At 55.7% G+C, this 25,698-nt stretch carries 21 protein-coding genes; 12 read left to right on the plus strand and 9 right to left on the minus strand.

The window, feature by feature from the left end; genetic code table 11:
• Nucleotides 1–282 precede the first annotated feature (282 nt).
• Together VL130_RS10555 and VL130_RS10560 are read left to right on the plus strand one after the other, a co-directional pair.
• Nucleotides 283–2,547 carry a hypothetical protein gene (locus tag VL130_RS10555; protein ID WP_325362847.1) on the plus strand — a complete coding sequence of 755 codons (2,265 nt, stop codon included), beginning with the start codon at nt 283–285 and terminating at the stop codon, nt 2,545–2,547.
• A gap of 26 nt (nt 2,548–2,573) precedes the next feature.
• Nucleotides 2,574–3,605: a LacI family DNA-binding transcriptional regulator gene (locus VL130_RS10560; RefSeq protein ID WP_325362848.1), complete on the plus strand. Its 1,032-nt coding sequence runs from the start codon at nt 2,574–2,576 to the stop codon at nt 3,603–3,605.
• A 1-nt stretch (nt 3,606) separates the two neighbouring features.
• On the opposite strand, the gene VL130_RS10565 is transcribed toward VL130_RS10560, so the two are convergent.
• The 9 genes from VL130_RS10565 to VL130_RS10605 all read right to left on the minus strand — a co-directional run bounded on the left by VL130_RS10565 (nt 3,607) and on the right by VL130_RS10605 (nt 15,195).
• Nucleotides 3,607–4,377, minus strand: a complete 771-nt coding sequence (locus VL130_RS10565; protein ID WP_325362849.1) for an enoyl-CoA hydratase/isomerase family protein — start codon at nt 4,375–4,377, stop codon at nt 3,607–3,609.
• Nucleotides 4,377–5,468, minus strand: a complete 1,092-nt coding sequence (locus VL130_RS10570; RefSeq protein WP_325362850.1) for a carbohydrate ABC transporter substrate-binding protein — start codon at nt 5,466–5,468, stop codon at nt 4,377–4,379. The genes VL130_RS10565 and VL130_RS10570 overlap by 1 nt, the downstream gene beginning before the upstream one ends.
• Nucleotides 5,461–6,654 carry a CoA transferase gene (locus tag VL130_RS10575; RefSeq protein ID WP_325362851.1) on the minus strand — a complete coding sequence of 398 codons (1,194 nt, stop codon included), beginning with the start codon at nt 6,652–6,654 and terminating at the stop codon, nt 5,461–5,463. The genes VL130_RS10570 and VL130_RS10575 overlap by 8 nt, the downstream gene beginning before the upstream one ends.
• Before the next feature lie 27 nt (nt 6,655–6,681).
• Nucleotides 6,682–7,428, minus strand: coding sequence for an SDR family NAD(P)-dependent oxidoreductase (locus VL130_RS10580; RefSeq protein ID WP_325362852.1), 747 nt, complete (start codon nt 7,426–7,428; stop codon nt 6,682–6,684).
• Nucleotides 7,429–7,432: 4 nt separating this feature from the next.
• Entirely contained in the window at nt 7,433–8,608 is a 1,176-nt protein-coding gene (locus VL130_RS10585; RefSeq protein WP_325362853.1) for an aldose 1-epimerase family protein, read from the minus strand.
• Entirely contained in the window at nt 8,605–9,996 is a 1,392-nt protein-coding gene (locus tag VL130_RS10590; RefSeq protein ID WP_325362854.1) for a sugar porter family MFS transporter, read from the minus strand. The genes VL130_RS10585 and VL130_RS10590 overlap by 4 nt, the downstream gene beginning before the upstream one ends.
• Nucleotides 9,997–10,622: 626 nt before the next feature.
• Nucleotides 10,623–12,146, minus strand: a complete 1,524-nt coding sequence (locus VL130_RS10595; protein ID WP_325362937.1) for a tryptophan halogenase family protein — start codon at nt 12,144–12,146, stop codon at nt 10,623–10,625.
• 5 nt (nt 12,147–12,151) lie between these two features.
• Complete coding sequence (locus tag VL130_RS10600) at nt 12,152–13,660, minus strand: tryptophan halogenase family protein (RefSeq protein ID WP_325362855.1); 1,509 nt, start codon at nt 13,658–13,660, stop codon at nt 12,152–12,154.
• Complete coding sequence (locus VL130_RS10605; RefSeq protein ID WP_325362856.1) at nt 13,657–15,195, minus strand: tryptophan halogenase family protein; 1,539 nt, start codon at nt 15,193–15,195, stop codon at nt 13,657–13,659. Before VL130_RS10605 ends, VL130_RS10600 begins: the two co-directional genes overlap by 4 nt.
• 325 nt (nt 15,196–15,520) lie before the next feature.
• On the opposite strand from VL130_RS10605, the gene VL130_RS10610 reads away from it, so the two are divergent.
• From VL130_RS10610 to VL130_RS10650, 10 genes are all read left to right on the plus strand, one after another.
• A complete protein-coding gene (locus tag VL130_RS10610) occupies nt 15,521–17,062 on the plus strand; it encodes a family 43 glycosylhydrolase (protein ID WP_325362857.1) in 1,542 nt (513 codons plus the stop codon).
• A gap of 99 nt (nt 17,063–17,161) precedes the next feature.
• On the plus strand, nt 17,162–18,601 hold the full coding sequence (locus VL130_RS10615) for a sugar porter family MFS transporter (protein ID WP_325362858.1): 1,440 nt from the start codon (nt 17,162–17,164) through the stop codon (nt 18,599–18,601).
• Between the two features lie 184 nt (nt 18,602–18,785).
• Entirely contained in the window at nt 18,786–19,964 is a 1,179-nt protein-coding gene (gene dgoD / locus VL130_RS10620) for a galactonate dehydratase (protein ID WP_325362859.1), read from the plus strand.
• An 8-nt stretch (nt 19,965–19,972) separates the two neighbouring features.
• Complete coding sequence (locus VL130_RS10625; RefSeq protein WP_325362860.1) at nt 19,973–20,743, plus strand: SDR family oxidoreductase; 771 nt, start codon at nt 19,973–19,975, stop codon at nt 20,741–20,743.
• Nucleotides 20,744–21,212: 469 nt separating this feature from the next.
• Nucleotides 21,213–21,977 carry a helix-turn-helix transcriptional regulator gene (locus VL130_RS10630; protein WP_325362861.1) on the plus strand — a complete coding sequence of 255 codons (765 nt, stop codon included), beginning with the start codon at nt 21,213–21,215 and terminating at the stop codon, nt 21,975–21,977.
• Between the two features lie 53 nt (nt 21,978–22,030).
• On the plus strand, nt 22,031–22,660 hold the full coding sequence (locus VL130_RS10635; RefSeq protein ID WP_325362862.1) for an acyl-homoserine-lactone synthase: 630 nt from the start codon (nt 22,031–22,033) through the stop codon (nt 22,658–22,660).
• Nucleotides 22,653–22,907, plus strand: a complete 255-nt coding sequence (locus tag VL130_RS10640; protein ID WP_325362863.1) for a hypothetical protein — start codon at nt 22,653–22,655, stop codon at nt 22,905–22,907. Before VL130_RS10635 ends, VL130_RS10640 begins: the two co-directional genes overlap by 8 nt.
• A 127-nt stretch (nt 22,908–23,034) precedes the next feature.
• Complete coding sequence (locus VL130_RS19505) at nt 23,035–23,262, plus strand: transcriptional regulator domain-containing protein (RefSeq protein WP_414636255.1); 228 nt, start codon at nt 23,035–23,037, stop codon at nt 23,260–23,262.
• Nucleotides 23,226–23,858 carry a DUF2285 domain-containing protein gene (locus VL130_RS10645; RefSeq protein WP_325362864.1) on the plus strand — a complete coding sequence of 211 codons (633 nt, stop codon included), beginning with the start codon at nt 23,226–23,228 and terminating at the stop codon, nt 23,856–23,858. The genes VL130_RS19505 and VL130_RS10645 overlap by 37 nt, the downstream gene beginning before the upstream one ends.
• On the plus strand, nt 23,830–25,590 hold the full coding sequence (locus tag VL130_RS10650) for an ABC transporter ATP-binding protein (RefSeq protein ID WP_325362865.1): 1,761 nt from the start codon (nt 23,830–23,832) through the stop codon (nt 25,588–25,590). Before VL130_RS10645 ends, VL130_RS10650 begins: the two co-directional genes overlap by 29 nt.
• Nucleotides 25,591–25,698 lie beyond the last annotated feature (108 nt).

Raw genomic sequence — 25,698 nt, forward strand, 5'->3', positions numbered from 1 at the left:
CCTGATTTTTGAAAAAACGGTCGCGTTTTTATCGAACCTGTTATACAGGTTAAATGGAACGTGTCAAAATACAAGTGCAGTTGACGGATTGGGCTTTCTATTATCGTGGTAGTTCTAGCCCGCGCCTGTGTTCAAATTAGCTGTTTAGCAACGTTGGCAGGCGCTACGCCCCCGCGAGCTTGCAGCTGGTGATCAGGCCGGCGACTGAACGCAATTTTCTTTTGGCGACAAGGCAATCCCTTTCGAAGATTACTTTTTCCCGCTAGGACAGGATATTCGCCAATGTACCGTCATCTATTTCTGATCCTCGCGCTCCTGAGCATGCCGGGCGCCGCTTGTGCTATCGAGGGCGACGCACATGTAAACGTCACACTTGATGGAACAGCTTCTGGCCGTGTGTTTGATGGAATCGGCGCAGCGAGCGCAGGAGGTTCGTCGCGTCTGTTGATCAACTATCCCGAGACGCAGCGCGCAGCGATACTTGATTACCTCTTCAAGCCAAATTACGGCGCAGCCTTGCAGATGCTTAAGGTCGAGATTGGTTCAGACGCCAATTCAACGGATGGAGCCGAACCCAGCCATCGCCGGTCGGCATCTGACGAGAACTACGGTCGCGGTTATGAGTGGTGGCTTATGACTGAGGCAAAAAAGAGAAACCCGGATATAAAATTGGCAGCGCTGGTATGGAATTTTCCGGCATGGGTTGGACCGCCGAACTCTCAGCGCGCAGCGGATTACATCGTGAGTTTCATTGAAGGCGCTAAGCGTGAACACCACCTGACGATTGATGACGTCGGCATTTGGAATGAAACCCGCACCGACTACAATTTCATCAAGATTCTCCGGCGGACCCTCAACGCGCATCACCTGACAACCCGCATCATTGCCGACGATACGGTCGATAACTGGAATATCGTATCCGCAATGGAGGATGATCCCGAGCTTCGCAAAGCCATTGATGTCATTTCCACGCACTATCCGAAATACGTTGGCGGCGGCACGGAGACGCCAAAATGGCCGTTAGCTCAGGCGCGATCTGAGGAGTGGGGAAAACCGCTCTGGGCATCCGAGGACGGTCCATGGAACGATAGTTGGGGCGCCGATGGCCAACTTTCCCATGCGTATGCTGAGCTACTGAACCGCAATTATGTCCAGGGGCGGATGACCTCAACTCAACTTTGGTCACCGGTCACCGCCTATTATGATAGACTTGATCTTGCGTATTCAGGATTGATGCGCGCCATGTCGCCCTGGTCGGGCCACTTCGACGTCATGTCGCCATTGTGGGTCGTTGCTCATACCACTCAGTTTGCAAAACCCGGCTGGCGCTACATAGATCAGGCAAGTGGTTTGCTGCCTGATGGCGGTAGCTATGTCTCGCTCCACTTAAACGCCGAATATAGTGTTGTCATCGAGACTCTCAAGGCGACGCGTCCACAGACTGTGAGCTTCAGCCTGACGGGAGGACTGTCAAATGAAGACGTTCATATCTGGCGCACGACACGTAGAGACGCGTTCCGAGAAGTTGCCACCTTAACACCCGTCAAGGGGCAATACAGCTTCGTGTTTGAACCCGATGCCGTTTACAGTTTGACCACAACTAGTGGCCAGGCAAAAGGACAGGCTTCATCGCCGCCAGACCGCCCGTTTCCGTTCCCTTACAGCGATGATTTCGAATCTTATCTGGTGGGGGACACGAATACGCGGTATTTTGTTGAACAGAATGGCGCCTTCGAAATTTCGACGTGTCCACTGCGCCCCGGTCAGTGCCTTCATCAGGTAGCAGAGAAGTCTCCCGTTCCCTGGCTTTACTACGGGCGATGGGGCGATACGGGTGTGCCAAGCGTTATCGGTGACGGCAATTGGCGAAACTATTCGGTCAGTGCTGACGTCCTGTTGGAAGAAGGCGGATATGCCATGGTCGTCGGGCGAATGGACCGCCAGAGCGCGGACGGAGCCTTCTCGGCGTATCAGTTCCGGCTCTACGCGGATGGCCGTTGGGAGCTCCTGGCAAGTGAAAAGGGCGTGCCTGTCACCAAGGGGCAGATTGCAATTCGCCAAACCAGTTGGCATCATCTTGCCTTGATTATGAGGGGGAATGTTCTGGTGGGCGAGATCGATGGTAAATCGGTGCTCAAACAATCTGACGATAGGCATCTCAGCGGTCTGGCAGGTCTCGGGAGCGGCTGGAACAAAGTGCAGTTCGACAACTTTCGAATTGGGTCTGTAGCTGACTTCCCGTTGTATGAAGTCCCTCCGCCGCCTGCTTTTCCACCTCAAGTCGCGCCCGTCCTTCTAGTGCCGCTTACAGATACAGATAGTTACACCGTGCGTTGGGCGAGGGTTCGGGACGCGGATCGATATCGGGTACGGATTGCACTGTCCGAAACGGGGCCCTTTCTTCAGGATGTTGCCGTAGGAAATCAGCTCGACCATCATTTCGACGGACTGAAGAGCGGTGTAAAATACTATGTCGATGTGACCGCAGGAAATGAAGCGGGAGAGGGGCCTGCCGCAAAACAATTGGCCATTCCTGGGTTGCCTTGAGGTAAAAAAGATGTATTTCAGATGGTATGAAGAAGCTCAGCGCGCTAAAGCCAAATATTGTTGATGTCGCCCGTCAGGCGGGCGTTTCTACGGCGACGGTTGACAGGGTCCTGAATAATCGTCCTGGTGTGCATCCACGCACCCAGACGCACGTATTTCAGATTGCCGAAGAACTGGGATACATCGCCCACGCACCTGGGGGCGGTCAGTTCGAATTGACCTTCGACTTCATCATGCCAGGCGAAAACAATGCGTTTATGCAGCGACTTGGCGAAGAATTGCTGCAACTTAGCTTACGGCACGCACGGCTGCCTAAGATCCGGCTTCATTGGCTTGACGATTATGCTCCGGAGAAGGTAACGGCGCGCATCGAAAAAGTGCGTCACGATACGCAGGGGATCGGGCTCATAGCCCTAGACAATATCGGCGTGCGGGAAAACCTCCTCACCCTTATCGCCAGCAAGATTCCGGTTATAACTTTAGCCACCGATATTTCTGGCATACCCCATCAAGGATATGTCGGCACCGACAATCGAATGAATGGTCGGTTGGCCGGTCACCTGATCGGTCGATTTCTGGATAAATCCCCGCATAACATTGCTTTGTTTAGCGGCGCATTGGCCTATCGGGGACATGAGGAGCGAGAGATGGGGTTTCGGCATATTTTGGCCGACGAGTATCCTCACCTGACGCTTCTGAGAACACAGGAAGTGCGTGAGAATGATGATATGGCATTCCAAATATTGAGCGACATGGTGCGTAGCGAAGCGAAGTTTTCCGCCGTCTACAGTATTGGTTACGGATCAATGGGCATCGCACGAGCCTTGGTTGAAATGGGCCTAGCCAGGGATGTGGTTTTCGTCGCGCACGAACTTCATCCGGAATCGCGAAAGTACCTGATCGATGGAACGATCGACGCGTTGATTGACGCTCATCCTAGAATTATGGCCGAGCAGGCGATAGAGCGACTTGTCGCAGCCGCGACATCACAGCCGCTGGCCCCCCTGATGCCGACAGATACACGAATTATTCTGAAAGAAAACGTTCCGGCGAAATAGCCTAACGCCGTCCGAAGACAGGCACACGCTTTTCCTTGAAAGCGGCGCGGCCTTCGTGGGCATCTGCGGTGGCGAAGCAGATGGTTTGCAGGTCGCGCTCGTATTCCACGGCCTTTTCATAGGGCATGGTGTGGGCGGCGCGCAGGTTGAGCTTGCCAGTTTCGGCAGCGATCGGCGCACGGCTGGAAATGGTTTCGGCAATGGCGCTGGCGCGGGTCATAAGTTCCGATTGCTCGCAAACTTCACTGACCAGACCCCACTGTTCGGCCTTCTGGGCGGTGATGGCATCGCCGGTCAGGATCATCAGTGAGGCGTTCGACGCGCCGATCGAATGGACCAGCCCCGCCGCCATGCCGCCGCCGCCGATCCAGCCGAGCTTGATCTCCGGCGCGGCGAATTGCGCATTTGACGAGGCGATGCGGATATCGCAACTCATGGCGGTTTCCAGCCCGCCGCCGAAGGCATAGCCGTTGACCGCCGCGATGGTAGGCTTGAGGCACAGGCGGATGGCGTCGCAATAATCACCGCGATTACGAAAGTCCCACGGCGTGGCGTAATCGTCGAGCGTGCGGATATCCGAACCGGCGCAGAAGGCCCGCTCGCCGGCGCCGGTGACAATGACGCAGCGGATGGTGTTGCTTTTGTTGCACTCGGCTACGGCGGCTTCGAGGGCATAGGCCATTTCCGGCGTCATTGAATTGAGCTTGGCCGGGCGGTTGATGGTGATGACGGCGACGTGGCCATCCACTTCAAAGAGGAGTTCTTCAGACATTAACGTTCCGATCCCGGAGTTCGTGTTTCGGCATAGAGGGTTTGCAATTGAATCAACAGTTGATCGTGCGAGCGCTGCCGATAGAGCGTGTCGCGGATGGCCTGTGAAGCGGCCGTCTGGAAGGCGATGGCGCGGTTGTGGCGCGGCCGGACATAGGCGGCTTCCAGGGTGTCGAAGGTGTTGCGGTAGAAATTGCCCCAGCGCGCATTGACGGCCGCGTCCTGCCAGGCAGCGCGCAAGGACGGCTGGCCGTCATTCGCCGGGATAAAGCCGGTCTGCGCCTGCGGCGACATCAGCCAGCGCAGATGATCGAGCAATTGTGGCGTGATCTGGCAGCGCTTCGAGATACCGATCCCCGTGCCGCCGAGCGTGCTTCCGATACCACCAATGCCACGCGGCGCATTGGCGAAGGTCAGATCATTGGCGTAATTAACATAGCCATAGATCAATGGACACAGGGCGACATCGCGGTAGTCAACCATATGCTGAAGGATGCCAATCGGGTTTTTCTCGCGCACGCTGAGGGGCGATTTATCCGTCAGGCGCTGCATGATATCGAGCGCGTTCAGGCTCACGGCTTTGCTGATTAGTACGTCGGGATCAGCCGTTGCTGGCCGTTCGCCAAGCGCGGCGCAGATCGACTGGAAACTGAGCGCGGCGTGCGGCCCGGCCAGCGACAACGCCACCGGCCCGTCAAAGACCAACACCTCATCCCAGGTCTGTGGAATATCGAATCCGGGTCTGACGGCCATCACCTGCGTGGCGGCATCGAGCGGCAGCGCCCAATGCTTTCCGGCGAACCGGTAGCTGGCCAGCGAAGGTCCGATGCAATCCCGCGCCCAGCCGGCGATTTCATCCGGCGTGAAGATGTCTTCCAGCGGCCGCAGGCAATCACCCGCCACCGCTTCGCCGACATGCGGATGATCGAGCACGATCAGATCGAAGTTCGTGCACAGGTCAGCAATAGGGTGCGTCTCGAAACCTTCCAACGCGTGCATGGCCCACGACAAGCCAAGCTCAGGCGCGGCCTTGGCGGCGGCATCCAGCGCATTGAAGCCGCGCGGATGATCCCATGTAAGTCCCCTAAACATTAGCCTGTTTCACCGCGCCGCTCGCCAGGAGGGCGTCGATCTCCGCTTCGGACTTGCCAGCGGCGGCCAGGATTTCCCGCGTATGTTCACCGATGCGCGGCGCCCCGCGATCAACGGTTGATGGCGTTTTGGAAAACTTGATCGGAAAGCCCGGCGTCTTCACGCGGCCTTCGGTCGGATGATCGTATTCGACGAAGGTGCCGTTATGCTTGATCTGCGGATCGTTGACGACATCCTCATAGCCATAGACCGGTCCGCACCAGATATCGACCGGACGGAACAGATCGAGCCATTCCTGCGTTGTCTTTTCTTCCAGCTTGATGCGCGTCATGGCGTAGATTTCATCGCGGTAGGTCCACGAATCCGTCTGGTCTTCGAGATCGAGGAAGAAGGGTTCGCCGATCAGTTCGCCGAGCTTCTTCAGGTTGGCCATGGCGATGGTGATATAGCTGTCTTTGGTCTTGAAGACACCGTAGGGGGCACGAATATAGCTGTGGGCGTGCGGCTCGGATGAGCGCGTCTGCGGCTTCTTGCCGACGGTGAAGACCGACAATTCCTGCATCTGGATCGTGGTGATGGCATCTAACATATTGACCTCGACCTTCTGCCCCTCGCCCGTCCGTTCGCGGTGGAACAGCGCCGCCAGCGCGCCCTCGAAGGCCGTATAGGCGGTGATGGCATCGACCAGATACTGACCGGCCGGTGACGGCGGTGTGTCCTTCGAGCCGGCCGACATCATGGCGCCGGACATCGATTGCAGCAGCAGGTCCTGTCCGGGATAGTTCTTGTAAGGCCCGTCCTCGCCATAGCCAGACATCGAGACATAGATCAGCTTCGGATTGATGGCCGAAAGCGTCTCGTAATCGACGCCGAGGCGCGCCGCCACGCCGGGCCGGTAATTCTGCAAAAAGACATCGGATGACTTGACCAGATCGAGCAGCAATGCCTTGCCGTCGGCCGACTTCAGATCAACCGCCAGCGAGCGCTTGTTGCGGTTCAGCGACAGAAAAGAGACGTTGATCTCATTGCCCCAGGCGCCGCCGGCCGGCGCGTGACGCTGCCATTCGCCAGTCACAGGCTCAACCTTGATAACGTCCGCGCCCATATCGCCCATGCGCTGCGCCGCGAACGGTCCCGCCATGGCGATGGAGCAATCGAGAACGCGAATGCCGCTTAAGATACCCATTTTAATTCAATTCCTTATCGTGAATTTTTAATCCATCACCCAGCCGCCATTGACGTTCAGCGTCTGGCCGGTGATGAAGCCGGTTTCCTCGGCGGCTAAGAAGGCGATGGCATTGGCGATATCACCGACATGGCCGCGGCGCTTGATCGCCTGCTGGGCCAGGACGTGGCGGTTATAGCCTTCGGGATCGGGATTGATGGCCTCGGCGTCGGTCGGAAAAGCGCCGGGCGAAATGGCGTTGACCGTCACGCCGTAAGGGCCGAATTCGCGCGCCCAGGCACGGGTCAGGCCGATCAGCGCGCCCTTGGAGGCGACATACGGATAGATGTTCGGCCAGCCGCCGGAAAGGGTGATCGAGGCGATATTGATGATGCGCCCGAAGCCCCTGGCCTTCATGCCCGGCAAGGCTTCCTGCACGGCGACGATGCCGGCGTCAACATTGACGCGCTGAACCTTCTGATGGTCCTCGATAGTGAATTCTTCAAACGGTTTCGAGGGATAGATGGCGGCGTTATTGATCACCACATCATAGCCACCGGTCTCTTCCAGGCGCGCGCGTATATCGGCGCGGAAGCCTTCGAGATCGGACATATCCGAGCGCGTCACCAGCAGTCGGCCGGTAGGGATCGCGGCAGCGGCTGAGGTCAGGGCGGCAACCTTGGCGTCGTCATGATCGACCGCCACGACGGTCGCGCCGCGCGTCAGGAAGTTCAGCGTGGTTTGCAGGCCCAGGCCGCCCGCCGCGCCGGTATAGAGGATAGTCTTTCCGTCCATGATCCTATGTTCTTTTTATCGGGGGAAAAGAGCCGGAGGGGACCGGATAGTCCGCCTCCGGCTGAGTTGCGACGGTCGCAATGCGGGCAGTGCATTCTGTGACCGCCGCCGCATCGGGGAGGATGCGTAGCTGTGTCTCGTAATTCCGCTCGTCGCCATGTTCGAGCCAGATCAACTCGTCGCGCTCCCTAGCAAAGGGCTTGCCGAAGACGTGATTAGTGGAGGGTTCTATACCGAGCGCGTAGTGGCCGGCTTGTAGGTTCTGCCATTCATACATGGCCGGGAACTGGCTCTTTCTGGTTACGATCTCGATGCCGAAACCGAGCTTATCGTTTACCAGGGCCACGCAGACGCGATCCGCATTATCCGGTTGCATGTCGTGCTGCCAAACCTGCTCATGGAAGTTCAGTTTCGGTTCGGACAAGGTGCGATAGCCAACGCCCTGCTTCCGGTAATCGTCGGCATGGGCGGCCCAGACCACATCGCGGATCGGCGCCACGTAGCGGGAGCCCTCACCCAGAATGGGATGGCCGACATTGATATGGTAGCAGTACATATGCGGCGTGCGATAGAATCCGTGGTTGACCACGCGATCATGCAAATGGATCTCGTTTGAACCGACCTTCGCTTCGATACGCCGGATCAGATGCAGATCCTCGCCGAACACGGTCGATTGCTGGACAACGCCCTCGGCCCACAGGGTGCACTCGTCGCCATCCCAGCTTTCGCCATAACCCGTCAGCCGCGCCGGAATCGTACCGATCCGGCCATGCAGGGAAGAGGACACAGTTTTGCGGGCGCTGTAATGATACTGGCTGGCATCGTCCTCATCCATGAACAGGATGTGATCGAGGCCGCAGGTCACCATCAGGCCGGAGAAGGAGCGAAACCAGCCTAAACCGCTCTCGCCTTCGTAGTCATGCAGGCCGGGATGCCTGAAACCGGATGGTGAATGCCAGCCGACAGCGCGCCCATTATGCTCGCAATCGGCAATATCCATCGCGCGATCGACCAGCACAGTGAAGCGCAAGCCAGAGCCGGTGCGGAACTCCAGCATCCGCACGCCGCGCTCGACGCCGTCACCCAAGGTCATCAGACGCACACCGGCGAATTGCGACAACTGTCCGGTGTGCGCCGCCAGAGCGCGGCGCGAATATTCTTTGCCGAAAAGACTGATCATTTTACCGGACCATTCCAAGCGTTTGCGATGTCCTCCAGAGAACGGTTGCGCGTTTCCGGGACGAAGAAATGGAAGAATAATGCCTGAGCAATACAGGCCGCTGCGAGCAGGCTGAAAGTTCCTGCCTGGCCGAGCCTATGAAAGACAACGGGGAAGAAGAGCACGACGACAGCGTTCGCTACCCATTGTGTCAAGACGGGTACGATCAACGCTTTACCCCGTCCCGCATTAGGGAAAATCTCAGGCAACAGGGTCCAGAAGACAGGACCGATACATGCGCTGAAAAACATTATGTAGATCACAATGAAAGTCAGAACGAACATGCCGCTGAAATGGCCGGTCAGCACTGCGCCTACCATGACGATCAGGGAAATCGCCATACCGAGCGATCCCCATACGTAGAGTGGGCGACGCCCAAAACGATCGATGGTGAAAAATGAAACGATGGTGAACGCGAAGATAGCGATACCGACCACGAAGGTTGAGAGGAGGGCGGCGTCGAGTTCGAAGCCCGCGGATTTGAAAATGCTTGGCGCATAATCGATGATCGTATTGATCCCGCTTAGATGGATCAGGATGGCAAGGAAAAAACTGACGGTGAGGGCGCGGACCAACCCAGATTTACTCGCTGGAGTCCTGTCGGTTTTGACCTCCGCTAGATCCTTTTCGATAGCATTGAGTTCCTCATCGGCGGCCTCGCCAGCAATGCGGTTCAAAACCAGACGCGCCTTGTCATGCAAGCCTTTCAGGACAAGGTAACGAGGTGTTTCCGGGTTGATTAGCATTAAAAAGAAGAAAAGGGCGGACGGTACGACACCCGTGTAAAACATATAACGCCATGCATCGGGGCCAGTGTCGCGCAATGCATAGTTTATGAAATAAGAACCCAGAATTCCGGTCACCACTGCCATTTGATAGGATGCGCCCAAACGCCCACGTAACCTGGCCGGCGCCACCTCAGCGACGTACATCGGGGCCACGAGCGAGACGGCGCCGACCGCGAGGCCGCCCAGAAACCGTGCGATTAAAAAGCTTGGGAAATCATTCGCCATTCCCGTCGCTACAGTCGTGGCCGCGAATACTAGAGCGACGGCGAGCATAATCGCCCGCCGACCAAGCAAATCAGCTAATGTCCCCGCTACGGCGCACCCTATGACGCACCCGAATAACAAGGAACTGAAAGCAAGGCCGAGTTGGAGGTGATCAAGTTGGAAGGCCTGTTCAATAAATGGGCCGGCGCCGGTTATAATCGCGACGTCAAAACCAAACATCAATCCGCCAAGGGCGGCTGTCGCGGCCACGCCAACGACATATAGCGGATTGTGCGCCGCCGGGTTTCTCTGGCTCATTTGGCTTCCCTGTACTGCGCAGGTTGCGACCTGCTGCATTATGCTTGACCTGTCTGATAGGTCGCATTGGTTTTAAGCGCCTATTGTGATGTAATGTCAAGCATTTGAATGATGTAAAAATGATGAAAATAGTTATGCCGTCAATGACATTGTAGTGGGTTATGTGTGTCGAATATTGATAATATAATGTATTTAAACAATTATATTTCGTAAAATTTACACAGTGGTAGCCGTGTTGTTTAGGGAAAGTCCTTTCAATGCCTCAAAAACAATCAATATTTTTCCCGGATGATATTCATTCGCGAAGGCCTGAAATTATGATGTTCTCCAATCCATGCTTCAGCTAACGCACTTGTGCGCCGAGAGATTCGCCATGTTGCGTCGGCTGAGCTCGCCCTGCAGATGCAGGAATGGCAATTGGCCTCGAGGCAAATGCAAAAACCATCCTTTCGCCATCGAACGGGTAATCTGTCGCGATAGCGAAGCTGGGCGTGCATTTGAACGGAATGGCTCCTCAAGCGCGATAGACTGCCCAAAACGCCTAGGACGCCGAGCACCGGTCCACCGGCGCCAAGGGCCATTTAGTTGCCTTCATTCACGTTCTTCTGTCGACGCAAGTCTTCGGGATTTCTCGGGATTTCTCGGGGTTTTCGTACAGTCTTCGCCTAATTGGTTCGCGTCATCGCGGAGCAGTGCTGTGCAATAAAGGCGTCGTGACTGGGCAGGGTCATTATCCGGTCCTGTACGCCTGTTCGTATTTGCGATAGCCGCTGTTTGAGTTCGCTTTCTGTGATTGTGTCGGCTACCGGATGATAAGTGGCAGGCAATAGGCCTTGACCGATCAGTATGGCGAACCAACTCGGTTCCTTGAACAGTTCGGTTTGTTGAACTGCCGCCTGACCTGTCTCAGTAAAGATATTGAGGCGGGCCCGTAGGCTCTCGGGGATGCCCATATACTTACAGTGTCTCCAGAACGGCGTATCCTCGCGTTGCGTGATGTGATAGTGCGCAATCAGAAAATCCTTTACGTTTTCGTATTCGGCGAGCATTTCGCGGTTATATTGCTCGGCCACATAGCTATTGATGAACCTCGGCAAATAGCCCAGCAGTTTTGCCAGGCCGATCTGCACCAGATGGATCGAGGTCGATTCCAGAGGCTCCAGAAAGCCCGACGCCAGGCCAAGCGCTACGACATTCTTATTCCACATCTTGCGACGATGGCCGGTGACGAAACGCAAGACCTTCGGGTCTTTCAGCGGCCTTGCATCTAGCCGCGTCAGCAGCTTTGAAACCGCCTCGTCTTCGCTAATAAATTCGTTGCAGAATACATAGCCGTTGCCGGTGCGGTGTTGTAGTGGAATACGCCACTGCCAGCCGGCTTCCCGCGCCGTCGACCGTGTATAGGGAGTGATTGGCCCTTCCGGTTTTTCGGTAGGCACGGCCGCCGCTCGATTACACGGTAGCCATTCGCTCCAATCATGATATCCGCTTTTTAAGGTTTCTTCGATAAGGAGGCCGCGAAAACCGGAGCAATCGAGGAAGAAATCTCCATCAATTCCCTTGCCGTTGTCTAGTTCCAGTGACGTCACAAAACCGGTTTCAGGCTGCTGATTGATCTTGACGATCTTGCCCTCCTGACGGATCACGCCACGTGCCTCGGCGTATCGGCGCAGAAAGGCCGCGTATAGATTGGCGTCGAACTGGAAGGCATAGTTGATCTTCGGCATAGTACTTAGATCGGTTTTGGGCGTGCGGCCGAACCGATTATCGCGCGCCGCCATTGTTTCAGCATTATAGCGGCCATAGTCAGGGTTCCCGCCCGACCGCGCCATCCTCTGCCAGAAATGCATAAAATTAATACCGTCCATGTCGACGCCGAAGGTCCCGAACGGATGGAAATAGGACTGGCCGACAGCTTTCCAGTCAACGAAATGGATGCCCAACTTGAAGGTGGCGTGCGTTTCGCGGATGAATTCATCTTCGTCGAGGCCCAACACACTATTGAACATTAAAATCATTGGAATAGTGGCTTCGCCTACGCCCACCGTGCCGATTTCCTCAGATTCAATAAGAGTGATTTTATGGTTCGTCTTGCCGAGTACTTTTGACAGGACAGCGGCGCTCATCCAGCCAGCGGCGCCGCCGCCGACAATGGTGATATTGCGAATGGGGGAGGGTATGTCTGGCATCTTCGTCAAGCGTAATTTTTTGAAGCATGAAGTTCGAGGTATGCGTCATGCGACGTCATGTCCTGGACCTGGTCCTTGATATAGCCGAGCATACGCTGGAAAAGCGGGATCAGTTGATCATCGGGCAACATCTCGACAAGTGGATCATACGCCTCCGGTGTCAGGCCGTGACCCAAAAAGCTGGAGAGCCAACTGTCGATTTCGAAAGTTTCGTCATCATACATGGGCATCAGGGCCCGCGCCTTGAACATCTCGATCTTATGAGCCAGGTGGGACGGCGGTGGTTCGGTGCGGGCGGCGTCCCAGAATGCGTCGCCAACCTTTTGGTTCAGCTTGAAATGACTAATCTGGAAATCCCGCAGGCGTTCGAAATGGCTCGCCATGATGCGGTTGTATTCATCGCGTTCTGTTCCTTCACTGCCGTTGACGGGGAATAGGCCGATTAAGTGGACCAGGCTCTGGTGAATGGCGTGCAAGCCGAGGCTGTCTATTGGATCGAAGTTCGCTGCGGACTCGCCGATCGCTACGACATTGCCGGCCCATGCGACGGAACGTCGGCCCGGTTCCAGCGTGTCTGCGACTGCGTCAGCGCGTAGGCGCAGCTGGCTGGCCATAGCTGCAATGTTCAGAGCTTCGTCGTCACTCGCCAGCGTCGAGTCAAATGCGAAAGTTAGCCCTGTCATGTCCTGCAACGGCGCAATGTGCAGGCAGCCCGACTTCAGAGCGCGGACCTGGGAATAGGGCGGTAGGGGACGGAGCGCGGCGGCCGATGCTGTGATAATACGATTGCAGCCGAACCATGTGCGCCAGCTTTCCACGCCGACGTTTTGCGCTCCGCCTAGCAACAGGCTGTCAGGGCCAGTCGCGTCGATAAAGAGGTCGCCGCTCACCTGTGAACCGTCGCTCAGGTTCAAAGCGGCGATCTCTCCTGTCTGGTCGTTTCTTATCGCCTCAATGTGGCGGCTGGTTCGTACGCTTGCACCCCGGCGCAGTGCCGTGCTTTTCAGGCTTTGAACATATGGTGCGGCCTTTAGGTGATAGGCATAATCGCTGCGAGCGAACATATCTGTCTGATCGTTAGGAATGAAGAAGCGCCCTAGCTTTGCAGCGGCGGCGTTAAACGAGAAGTCTTCGAAATCGACTTTCATTCCACTGTGATGCGCCCTCAGCCACAACTGGATGAAGGGTAGGCGATCCAGCGCCTTACCGTGCGCGCCATAGGGATGAAAAAAAGCCGGCCCCGAAGGCGAGAAATTGGCAAAGCTCTGGCCCAAGCTGTAGGCGCCTGAAGCCGTCTTCATGATCTCATACTCGTTGAGGCCTAGCATGCTATGGAACGCTTCCAATGCCGGCAGCGTGGCGTAAACGTCATGAGGGCTTAGGCGACTTGGCAATTCTACGACTTCAACCGCAAGTCCAGTCGGACCGAAAGCCTGTAGGAGGGCGTTGGCGGTCAGCCAGCAGGCGGCGTCCCGGCCAGCGATAACGACTTTATTTACGAACTGGGGCGTCATTGTGTGGCTCCAAGCATGATGGATTCGGCCTTTCGGGACGCGGCCAGGAAGCAATAGTCGCGCACCAATTCGTCGTGGCGCGGCATTTCGCTGACATTTGCCGCAATTCGCGCAGACAGCTCATCCATCTTTGCGTGGATTGCGCTCTCATCGAGATTGTCGGCCAGGCGATCATACCCTTGCGGTATGATGTCCTGGCCGGTGAGAACCGCCAACCAACTGGCTGGATTGAACAGGCCGTCTTTATGACGCAGGATCTGGCCGCGGTGGCGGAACTGGTCGATCTTGTAAGTCAGGCTGTCGGGCACGGACATATTTCGTGTATATTCCCATAGTGCTTCGTCACGCTGATTGGCGTGATAGTGCAGGATCAAGAAGTCACGAATGCGCTCATATTCGACGTCGATCAGGCGATTAAATTCCTTGGCAAGGCGCGAATCCATCGACCTGGTTGGGAAGAGTTGAATCAGGTTAGCGACAGCGATCTGCACCAAATAGATGCTCGTCGATTCCAACGGCTCAAGAAAGCCGGAAGCCAGTCCCAGCCCTATGCAGTTTTTAAACCACGAGTGTTTGCGCCGCCCCGCCTGGAAACGTACCTGCCGAGGCTCGGCCATTGCTGTAGCATCAAGATTGCCCATCAGACGGTCGCTAGCGGCCTGGTCGTTTATGAACCCGCTGGAATAAACATACCCATTTCCGGTACGGTGCTGAAGAGGTACGCGCCATTGCCAGCCTGCTTCCAACGAGCTCGACCGGGTGCAGGGCATAAAGTCGTCGCTTCGCTCGGTTGGAACGGCGTAAGCGCGGTCACAGGGAAGCCAATGCGCCCAACTTTCCCAACCGGCGTGCAGCTGTTCCTCGATCAGGAGACCACGGAAGCCGGAGCAATCGATGAAGAGATCGCCCTGGACGATCTCTCCTGATTGAAGGGTCAGGCTCGCGATATGGCCATTTTCCGGTTTCAAGGCCACCCCGATTACCTTGCCCTCGGTGCGGCTAAGGCCTCGATCTTGGGCAAACTCACGCAGGAAGGCGGCATAGAGGGAGGCGTCAAAATGATAGGCGTAGGAAAAAGTGGATTTGATCGAGTCCCTGTCCTCAGACGGGAAGTCAAATCTCATATTTCTGGCGGCCGCAATGGCGTAGGAATAGACTTCTAATGGCCTGGAGATTCCCAGCCGTTTGGACTTGGTCCAGAAATGGCGGAATTCGACACCGGCGATTGGTTGGCCGAAATCCCCGAAGGGATGAATGTAATTATTGCCAAGCTTGCCCCAGTCGCGAAACTCGATGCCCAGCTTGAAACTGGCTTGGGTCTTGCGCATGAAATCGGCTTCATCGATGCCGAGACTGTCGTTGAATTCTTTGATATGCGGCAGTGTGGCTTCGCCTACACCGACGGTGCCAATCTCCGCCGATTCGATCAGCCGAACCTGAGCCAGGGAAGGACTCACCAGACCTGTGAGAGCTGCCGCGGCCATATATCCAGACGTGCCTCCGCCTACTATGACGATTTTAATGGGAGATATCATAAATCCTCACCTGCGTTTATTTTATGTCTTACAAGAATGGCTATACATGTATGATAGGTTTGTGTCGATCTTTCCAGTGGGGATTGATAAGTGACGGTGTATCTGGATGAGTAGTGATATTTGTGCGAAGAGCCGCCTGAACGGGCGTACGGAAAGAACGCGAACCCTATAAGATTGACACTTGGAGAATGATAGGTTTAGTTGCTGGTATAATACAGGTTGTGTGAACTAAGAGGAAATCAATGTTTTTTGAAACGTCGAAAGACGGTTGTGGTGAGCCTGCCAGGTATCTGAGTGCAAGCGGCCTATTAGAAGAAGCTCTTGGATGTCACCCGCAGTCGCGTGGGGCGGTGCTCAAATGAAGAAATGTTCCGTTACCCGTGCTCTGCTCGCGGCAGCCGCCTTGCTGGCGACGCCTGCTGTCGCGCAGAAACTCATCACACCCGGCTACCTTTTCAATTCAGACCCGACCTGCCGCCAGATTGGTGACACCCTTTACGTCTTCACGACGCAAGACCCATTCACGGCGGTTTTCCAACGGGGAAACGATTACTTCAAGGGCATGTTTGCCTATCATGCTTATAGTACGAAGGACTACGATCACTGGGTCGACCACGGATCGATTCTGACAGGACGCGACATCTCTTGGAACACGGGCGGCGCGCTCTGGGACGGCGACGCTGGGATTCCAGCCAACGGCCACTACTACGCCTATGCGCCGTTCCGGGTGAATTCGTCGTCAGAGGCGAATTATGGACGCTTCGACATTGGCGTTTTTACCGCTGACAATTTAGCGGGGCCATACCGAGATGTCTTCGATGGGCCTATGCGCAACGTTGATGGAAAGCCATTAGAAGGCTTGAGTCCCTCCGTGATATATGGAGATGATGGCGACAAATACTTGATATTTGGCTCCGGCGACTCGGATAAACAATCCGTCTGGATCGCCAAGTTGAAACCGAGCATGGTCGAGTTGGCCGAGGCGCCGCGTCAGATACAAGTGCCGATTACGGACGCCTGCGACCAAAAGGAATATTTCGAGAGTCCCATCCTGCTCAAGTCTCATGGTCGTTGGGTCCTGACATGGGTTGCGTATAAGGAAGTAAGCGGCCCTGAAAAGGGCGGCCATTGCGACGCCAAGGGCTCCTTGGTTCGCTACGCGAGTTCGGACAGCATGTTTGGCCCATTCGACCAAGAGCCGGCGCGCACACTGATATATCCTTGGCCAGGCGGACATGAGTCCAACCAGCAAGGTATGTGTACCTATAAAGGCCGCGACCTGCTCGCCTATCACCTGCCTTACGATGATGTGATCCCGTATACGGAACATCACCGGCAAGTTGCCCTCACCGAGTTGGTCACCGAGCCCGACGGGACCTTTCGTCCGGTTCACCCCGAAATCGATAAGGGCCTGGGTACGCCTGGATTTTCCGTGCTGACGCTCGATGCGTTTGCGCCTCGGCGCGAAGCTGCCGAATTTCATGTCCGTACCGGTGCTACAGGTGAGCCAGGTCTCTCTGGCGAATATCAGATGAAAATGAAGCCTGGCGGATACCTACTGTTCCATCAAATGGACTTTGCGACCGGCGCAAATGGGTTCCATGTCGAGGTGAGTTCGGAAAACGTGGGGTTGCGCAGTGCTGTGTTGGAGGTCCACCTCGATAACCCGGGCGGGCCGATGGTAGGTAGCGTGCCGATCGAATTCACCGGCGGACCGACCAGTTACCGTACGCTAATGGCAAGTATCGCTCCGAACGCACGGGGCATACACGATCTGGCGCTCGTTGCGCGCGGGACGGGCGGCGACGTAAACGGCCATCTCTTTAATGTAACCTCCTTTGGCTTCGAGCCAGCCCCGGGGAAGTGAAGGAGTGAACGGCGCAGACAATCTCGGTTGCCGGGCATCGGATAATTTTGCCGCGGCTTAAAACTCAACCAAAGGTAATCAAAGGTATGAATGCCTCATATGCACACGGTTTCTGACCGCGCGACGGGCGCGAATAACAGCACATCCAATTACAAGTTCAATATGGGCTATGTTTGGATGATTTCGGCGGTCGCGGCATTAGGAGGGCTCCTTTTTGGCTATGACTGGGTCGTCATAGGTGGCGCAAAGCCTTTTTACGAGCCATATTTCAACCTAACAACGGAGCAACAAATCGGCTGGGCGAACAGCTGCGCCCTGATGGGTTGCCTGATCGGCTCAATTGTTTCGGGTTTGCTGAGCGACGGCATCGGCCGAAAAAAGCTCTTGATCATTGCCGCTTTCCTTTTCGGCGTGTCATCGGTCGCTACCGGCTGGGCCCATAATTTCGATGTCTTTGTAATTTGGCGGATCGCCGGAGGTGTAGCAATCGGCATCGCCTCGAACGTCTCACCCACCTACATTGCGGAAGTCGCGCCCGCCCAATGGCGTGGACGTCTAGTGACTCTCAATCAGTTGACGATCGTTATTGGGATCCTCGGAGCGCAGGTGGTCAATATGGTCATCGCCGGTCAGCACATTGACGGTTCCTCTGCTGAGACGATCCGAGCGTCTTGGCAGGGGCAGTTTGGTTGGCGCTGGATGTTCACAGCTGTCGCCGTTCCGTCTCTCATCTTTTTTGTGTGTGCGTTTCTTGTCCCGGAAAGCCCGCGTTGGCTCAGCAAAAATGGTGAGAAAGACAAGGCAACCGCTATTCTGCAACGTATCGGCGGCGCTCAGTATGCTGAGGATGAGCTGAAGAATGTGGAGGTCGCTCTTCGAAACGAGCGGCAAGGTCGTAGCTCGTGGTCAGAACTACTTCATCCTGCCATGCTCAGTGTCCTACTTTTGGGTATTGGTCTGGCCACGCTTCAACAATGCAGTGGAACCAACGTTATATTTAACTACGCCGAGGAGATATATCGAAGCGCTGGGTATGATCTTAGCGGCGTCATGTTCAACATTGTTATCACGGGCGCGATCAACCTAATTTTCACGCTCTTCGCCACTGTGACAGTAGACCGCTTGGGCCGTCGTGCTCTCATGATGATTGGCACCACCGCGATTGCCATTCTGCATTGCCTCCTTGGCGGCGCCTTCTTCTTAGGTATCACCGGCCCGATCGTGCTTCTTCTAACTCTTGGTGTTATTGGCGCTTATGGCATGTCCTTGGCACCAGTAACCTGGGTTCTTCTTTCGGAAATCTTCCCGAATCGCATTCGGGGGTTAGCCATGTCAATCGCAGTCTCGACTCTCTGGATAGCCTGTTTTGCGGTTACCTATACTTTCCCGATCCTGAACAACCGCCTCGGCGCGGCGGGCACTTTCTGGTGTTATGGCGCGTTCTGTTTCATCGGCCTGCTCTTTATCGCGAAATATGTGCCCGAGACCAAGAATAGGTCGCTTGAAGAGATCGAAGCACAGCTCACGGCCAAAAAATAATCTGCTCTGATAAAACGTATCTGGCTTTTCGAAAAAATCACAAAGATCAAAAATGGAACGGTTTAGTCGCCCTAAATAGAATTATTGAGACCTATTCAAAACAACGGACAAGAAATATTTTTGGACCGCATTATCCATTTGTCTTGGGTGGCCAGCCCAAATATCTAGTAAGTAAGGTTTGTCTATGAAAATCACCGACATCTCGACGACCATTGTAAACGCGGGAATGCGCAATTGGGTTTTCGTTCGGGTGGATACCAGCGAACCCGGCCTTTATGGCCTGGGTGAAGCGACGCTGGAATGGAAGACAAGATCTGTCGCTGCGGCTATTGAAGACCTAAAGCCGCTTCTGATCGGGAAAGACCCTCGCGATATCGAGCGCAACTTCCAAATTCTGACCAAGCATTCCTTCTGGCGTCTCGGCGCGATCGGAATGTCGGCGATCAGCGGGATCGACATCGCGCTGTGGGATATAATGGGCAAGGATTTGAATGTCCCCGTATGGCGACTCTTGGGCGGTCGCACGCGCGATGAGGTGAAGGTCTATACGCATTTGGGCATGGGTGACATGAAGTCGGTTTACCGATCGCTGTCATCAGAAGCCGTAGTGGAGCAGGCAAAAAAAGTAGTCGAAAACGGCTACAAAGCATTCAAAATCGTCTGCGTGCCCTACACTCATTATTCTGCGGCGACTAAAGACATCGATATGCTCGGCCGGATCATGAGAGACGTCCGTTCGGCCGTGGGTGAGGATATCGAGATCATGGTTGATTTCCATGGCCGACCCGCTTCCGGCGCGGCGGCACTTGCCTATATTGATGCTATCGCGGCCCAAAGGCCACTGTTTGTTGAAGAGCCTGTTCCTCCGGGCGACACTGTCGCTATGAAGATGGTGTCGAGCCGATCTCCTGTGGCAATAGCCAGTGGGGAGCGTCTGGTCGATATCCGTGAATTCGAAAACCTGCTTAGCGAGCGTGCCGTGGCGATCGCCCAGCCGGATCTTTGCCACGCCGGCGGTTTTACGGCTGGCCGGAAGATTGCCGCCATGGCGGAAGCGGTCGGCATCGGTCTAGCACCGCATAATCCCTTGGGTCCTCTTGCTAGTGTCGCCGCGCTTCACTTTGCAGTAGCCACCCAAAACTTTGTTATTCAAGAAGAGATGTCTGGGTCCGTTCCCTGGTTCGGTGACATCCTTGATTCACCGATTGAACGGAAAAACGGCAATTGGCAGGTTCCGGAGCGGCCGGGTCTCGGAGTCACGCTTAACGAAGCCTTAGCGGTCAAACACCCATTCCAGCAGGAGCCTTTGGATGTCATAGCCGGCGACGCAGTGCTTTCCGATGGCACGGTTGTAGACTGGTGAGCGGAACAATGCGTTTACGTGGCAAAAGGACGATCATAACCGGCGCAGGCCAAGGGATTGGGGCGGCGATTGCACAAGCCTACGTTTCTCAGGGCGCATCAGTCTGCGTTGCGGAAATCGACGTTAGGCAAGGAGAGTTGATTGCAGCCCAATTGCGGGCCGCAGGCGGCGACGCCTTCTTCGTCAAATGTGACGTGAGTAAAAAGGAAGACGTCGGGATCACGATCGCTGCCGCTCGCGAACGCTTCGGTCGCATTGACGTTCTCGTCAATAATGCGGGTGTAAACGTATTCCGGGACCCGCTCAAGATGACTGAAGAAGACTGGCGGCGTTGCCTTGCAATTGACCTAGACGGCGCCATGTATGCGAGCTGCGCCGTATTGCCCGCAATGTTGGAGCAGAATGGAGGAGCGATAATAAATATCGCGTCGACCCATTCCTTTTCGATTATCCCCGGTTGCTTTCCCTATCCAGTTGCAAAACACGCACTTCTTGGACTGACGCGATCACTAGGTATTGAGTATGCCGCTCGCGGCATTCGTGTGAACGCGATCGCGCCAGGTTATGTCGACACGCCTATTGCTGACGCCTATTTTAAGACTTTTCCGGACCCGGCTATCGAGCGCCGAAAGGCCGAGAACCTGCATCCACCGAAGCGCATGGCACGTCCTGATGAGGTTGCAATGACCGCAGTATTTTTAGGATCCGATGAAGCGCCCTTTATTAACGCGAGCGTCATTACCATCGACGGTGGACGTTCAGTTGTTTATCACGATTGAACGGACACAAGTCGAGGGAATCGATGCGCCGGCCGGCATTCTGGAAAGCAGTCATTTCTCTTGGTGCCTCTTTCATGCATTTGGCCACGAGGCATTTGGCGAAGCTTTTTAAGCCGGCTTCAAACCGGGAGAGACCTAACAAAGCTGAACTATACGACATGGCTGGAGCAGCGCGGTAACACCCGCTCGGACACTTATGCCTGGAGCGCACATCCGACCGCCGAGCGTCTTGGTATTGTTGCGAGCATTCATCCAGACTCACCTGATTTCGCCACGGTAAGAGTCGAACCGCATCCTGGGAGCGAAAATCTTTGCGACGCCGGTCAGGCACCACTGAAAGGCATTGTGAAGGCCACATGCAAGTCGAAGCCTATCTCCATAAAATTGCGTAAGTGTCGCCTTCCGGTTGTTGCTTCGGGATGCTAAGGTCCTAACGTTAAGGTCAGGTGCAACTCACTGTGGAAATGATATGCCATTTTCATCCCGGTACGGATTTGAGGACTTTGTTGACGCGACACACGGCGCCGCCTCGCGCGAGCGCCTGTACGAGCTATTGACCCTCGCCGTCGGCTCCTATGGCTTCGACGGGCTCAATGTTTCGATCATGCAGGACTGGCAACTCGCGCCGTCGAATACAGGGTTTGGCCTCGTCAACACCTATCCTCTCGTCTGGCAAGAGGAATACGTCGAGAAAAAGCTATACCGTCTCGATCCAGTCGCTCAATGTGCAATTGGGACATTCGGCGCCTTCCAATGGCGCGATCTCAACCGCCTCATAGGGCTCCAGGCTAATCAGCACGCGTTCCTGCGGCGTGCTGATCGAGCCGGTTTGCATCATGGTATCGGCCTGCCATTTTCTGGGCCCGGTTCTCAAATCGGAGGGATCGCACTGGCGACCTCTGAAACCAAACTGAAGCGTCCCGTGAACCTTGGGCTCCTCATGGCATTCGCAAACCAATTTTATCGTGAGTACAAGCGAATCGCCGGGATCGTCGCAATCGACCGGCCTCTAAGGGTTTCATTGTCTGAGCGAGAACGGCAGGTCCTCACGCGCATCGGTCATGGTCGAACCAACCACGAAATCGGTCTATTTTTGAATATGAAGCCGCGCACGGTCGAGTTCCATGTCCGAAACATTTTCGACAAGCTGGAAGTCACCTCCAGGGCGGAAGCGGTATATGTAGCCCTCGCGTACGGGCTGATTCAGCCCGAACCCCGCGTGTTTACGCGGTAGTATAAGGTTAATTGTTCTGTTGAAGTAGAGTCTCTGCAAAAGGGGACTGTACGATGTTAATATTGATCTCTTTTAAAACTATTCGAAAACATGCCGACTTGTATTCAAGTATGCTTCGGCTCCGGAACCGAGAATTCATGGTGCGTCAGCATTACGAAGTGAAAACCTTCGACGGCATGGAGTTCGACAGCTACGACAACCTTACTTCCAATTATATCGTATTTTCCGAAGGTGGAAAACGGGTGCTGGGGGCAAGCCGCCTGACTCCTATAAGTTACGGCTGCATGTTGGCGGATCATTTCCCGGACCTGGTCGACGATCACAAAGTCTTTGCCGACGATCGAGTTTGGGAAAGCACGCGCTTTGTTGTCGATAGCAGCCTCTCATCGGCCGACCGTGTCAATATCTCGCGACATATGGTCTGTGGGAATATCGAGTTCGGCCTGGCCAACGGCGTTACCCAGATTATTGGCGTGATGCCGACGCTTATTCTCAGATCAGTGTTTGAGCGCGCCGGTGTTCATCTGGATCGGCTGGGCGTCATCCGCCAGATCGGTGAGCATTCCAAAGTGCAGGCGGCGTCGATCAGGATCAACCGGGGGCAACTTGACCGGGTGCGAGACCAAACAGGCCTGCACGATGTCCTTGGACTTGAAACCGAGGCCACCGCCGACCATGGCTAAGCCTAAAGTGCCAAAGAATGGCGACAGTGAGCCAGAAGGACCTGCGGCCATTGAACGCGCAATACAGAGGGCCGTCGATGCCCTCGATTTGTTACGGATTTTGATGCGTGAGGCGGGAATGACGGCATGCGCGGATGCGCTGGACGACGCCTTCGCCAAATGTGTGAAGGAATATATCGAGCGCAAAGATGATGGAACTGTAGGCCATCGCCCGCGGCGGCGTCGGTCTGGAAAGAAGTTGAATTGATCCGGTCGGGTGAGGCCGGGGAATTGTCGCCGGAGATGGGAGGGCTGCGAAGGTGTGACCGACACTCTTTGTAACCCTTTGCCTGTGGCGGGGAAGGCAAGCAGAACGCATGCCGGGAGTACGTACAATGCGCCGAACGCTGAGGGGAGCGTCAGAGGTTCAGCCCGATTGGTTGGACGACGCCTATTACGAATACGCACGAACGCTGGACCGCCGGCATTGGGCCTGGCTCTGGCTGAAACGCAATCCCAGTTACCAGGCCGCGGCCGCCGATGCTGCAGCCCGGGTTGACTGGATTTCTGTAGGACCTGGCAAGCTATGTTTGCGACGACAGGACCTGAACAGCCTTTTTTAGACGGGGTATTTGTACATCTCGGTCGCTCAGGCGATGGCGATCAGGATGCCAGGCTTTTTTGGCAGCCGGGGTGGGACCCAACTGCCATCACAATCGACGCCGAACCTGTACCCCCGACGCATCAAGATGCTTTTGACATCGCTCGCTACCCGGACATGGCCGGACTTCTAATGGATGATAACGGGCATGAGGTCCTTCTCCTTTGCGACGGCCCGCGCCAAATTCAGCTGGAGGTCGCCAACGGCACATTGACAGCTGGTCCCGTGCGTCTACACGCGATGATCACCGGCTTCGATCACATGCCTTCGAAAGCGCAGACATTGCTCCGTCTCGATGCTTTCCAACGTCTCGGACGGTTTCCCAAGACCCTATTTCCACCTGAGCGCGGTGCCGTCAAATGGGCAAAAGCGTTACGCGCTTTCGACGGCGCGCAGACCGGCGCCAACCATAAGGAGATCGCGACGCAAGTTTTTGGCGCGGGGATCGTCCAGGACGAATGGAATGGGCGCTCAGATTTTCTCAGGGCGCGGGTTCAGCGCCTCATCAAATACGCAAGGAAGATGGTCGATGGCGGATATAAGCAACTCCTCGGATAGGGGCGAAGGCCTCGCCATCATAGTTGACTTGACGAAAGACATGCTCGCCAAAGCAAGTGGCGTCAGGTTGGACGTGTTGATCGGCGCCAGCATTGAACTGGTCACTGTCGGATTAGGCATCGCCGGCCCGTACATGCTCAAGGTGCTGGTGGATCTCCTGACGGCGCGGACCGCCTCGCCAGCTGCAATCCTCGGATGCGTCGCGCTGTTCGTGTTCACATGGGCAGGGGCGAACATCATATCAACTTGGCGCATGGTCTACTCTACGCGTGTCGTAGACGGGCTATCCGCACGGTATGTTGCTGAAGTGATCCGCCAGCGATTACCGGCGGCCGCGGGGGCCAGAACCGGAGACAGCGGTTACACCTTGGATCTTATTGAGCGGCTGCCTTATAGTCTCATGGTGGTTGTCGACGGGTTGATCTGGCGTTCCGTACCTTTGTTTCTTCAGGTCGTCGGCAGCATGTGGGTGATCGCGGGTCTAATACCCGTTCACTACGCCGCTATCATGGCCGTTATCCTTTTGGGTTATGTCGTGACAACATGGTTTGGTGCTGTTCAGCATCAGACGCGCTCAGCCGGCGCCAACAGCGCGGCCGGCGCCGTGTCCCAAAGTACGGGCGACGTCCTGCGTAATGCCCGCCGGGTCGTGCTAAATGGTGCCTTGGAGTCTGAGGTCGTCCACATAAGCGACCGGTTCAGGGCAAAGGCAGCGGCAAACGAGCGCATGATGTGGTCTCTGGCCCTGATGGCGCTCTGCCAATACGGGCTCGTAGGGGTAGGGTTGTTGGCGCTGATGGGACTGGGTAGTCTCGACGTCTTGGCGCACCACATGACGGTGGGCGATTTCGTGCTCTTACAGGGATATGCGTTCCGACTTGTCGGTCCCCTAAGCGGTTTCGGATTTATTCTAAGCCAGGCCAGTCTATCTATCGCCTGCATCCGCGACGTTCGACAAATGATGCAGCCGATCGAAGAGCAGGGCAGCGAAAGCGACGGTCCTGACAATGCTGCCGAAATCAGTCTGACCAACCTCAGCTTCAGCTACGGGCCAGGGCTGCCGGGCCTGGCCGACATAACAGCTCACATCGCCCCGGGGAGTTTCGTGGTCATTGTCGGGCCCAACGGCTCGGGCAAATCCACCTTGGCCCAGGTAATGGCTGGACTGATGCCTCCATCGTCTGGCTCGGTCCGTATCGATGGGAAGGATCTTGCGACGATCCGTCGGGCTGATCGCCACAGATACATCCTTTACGTGCCACAGTTTATTGGGCTGTTCAATCGGACCCTTGCCGCCAATGCGCTTTACCCGCCGACAACACAAACCGAGGCGAGTTTGGCACAATTGCTGGCAGAATGGCACTTCTACGAGACGGGCCAGGACATCGACTTCGCCGCCGCAGTAGGCGAGCAGGGCGAGCGGCTCTCGGGGGGGCAAATACAGAAGCTGGAACTGGCACGAATTGCCGGGGTCCAGGTGCCAGCGATTATCCTCGACGAGAGCACGTCGGCGCTAGATTCCGTAAGCGAGGCGGCGATTATAGGCAGCCTGCGGAAGCGGTTCGGTGCGCAGACGACGCTGATTCTTATCAGCCACCATGTTCAAATGGCTGAATTGGCCGACCAAGTTTGGTTTATGAAGGCTGGATGTCTGGTACGAAAGGGAAGGCATGAGGAGTTGCTCGCAGATTCGGCAGCGTATCAATTCCAATGGTCGGGCGGCGTGAGATAAATATGTGATCGTGTAAGGCCGCGCTCGAACCCACGATGCAGCGCAGTGAGAGGCTGTTGCAACCAGAAGCAGTTGCAGGTAACCAGCTAAACAACCTCGTACTTTTTT

The sequence above is a fragment of the Asticcacaulis sp. genome (genome assembly GCF_035497195.1).
Taxonomy (GTDB): Bacteria; Pseudomonadota; Alphaproteobacteria; order Caulobacterales; family Caulobacteraceae; genus Asticcacaulis.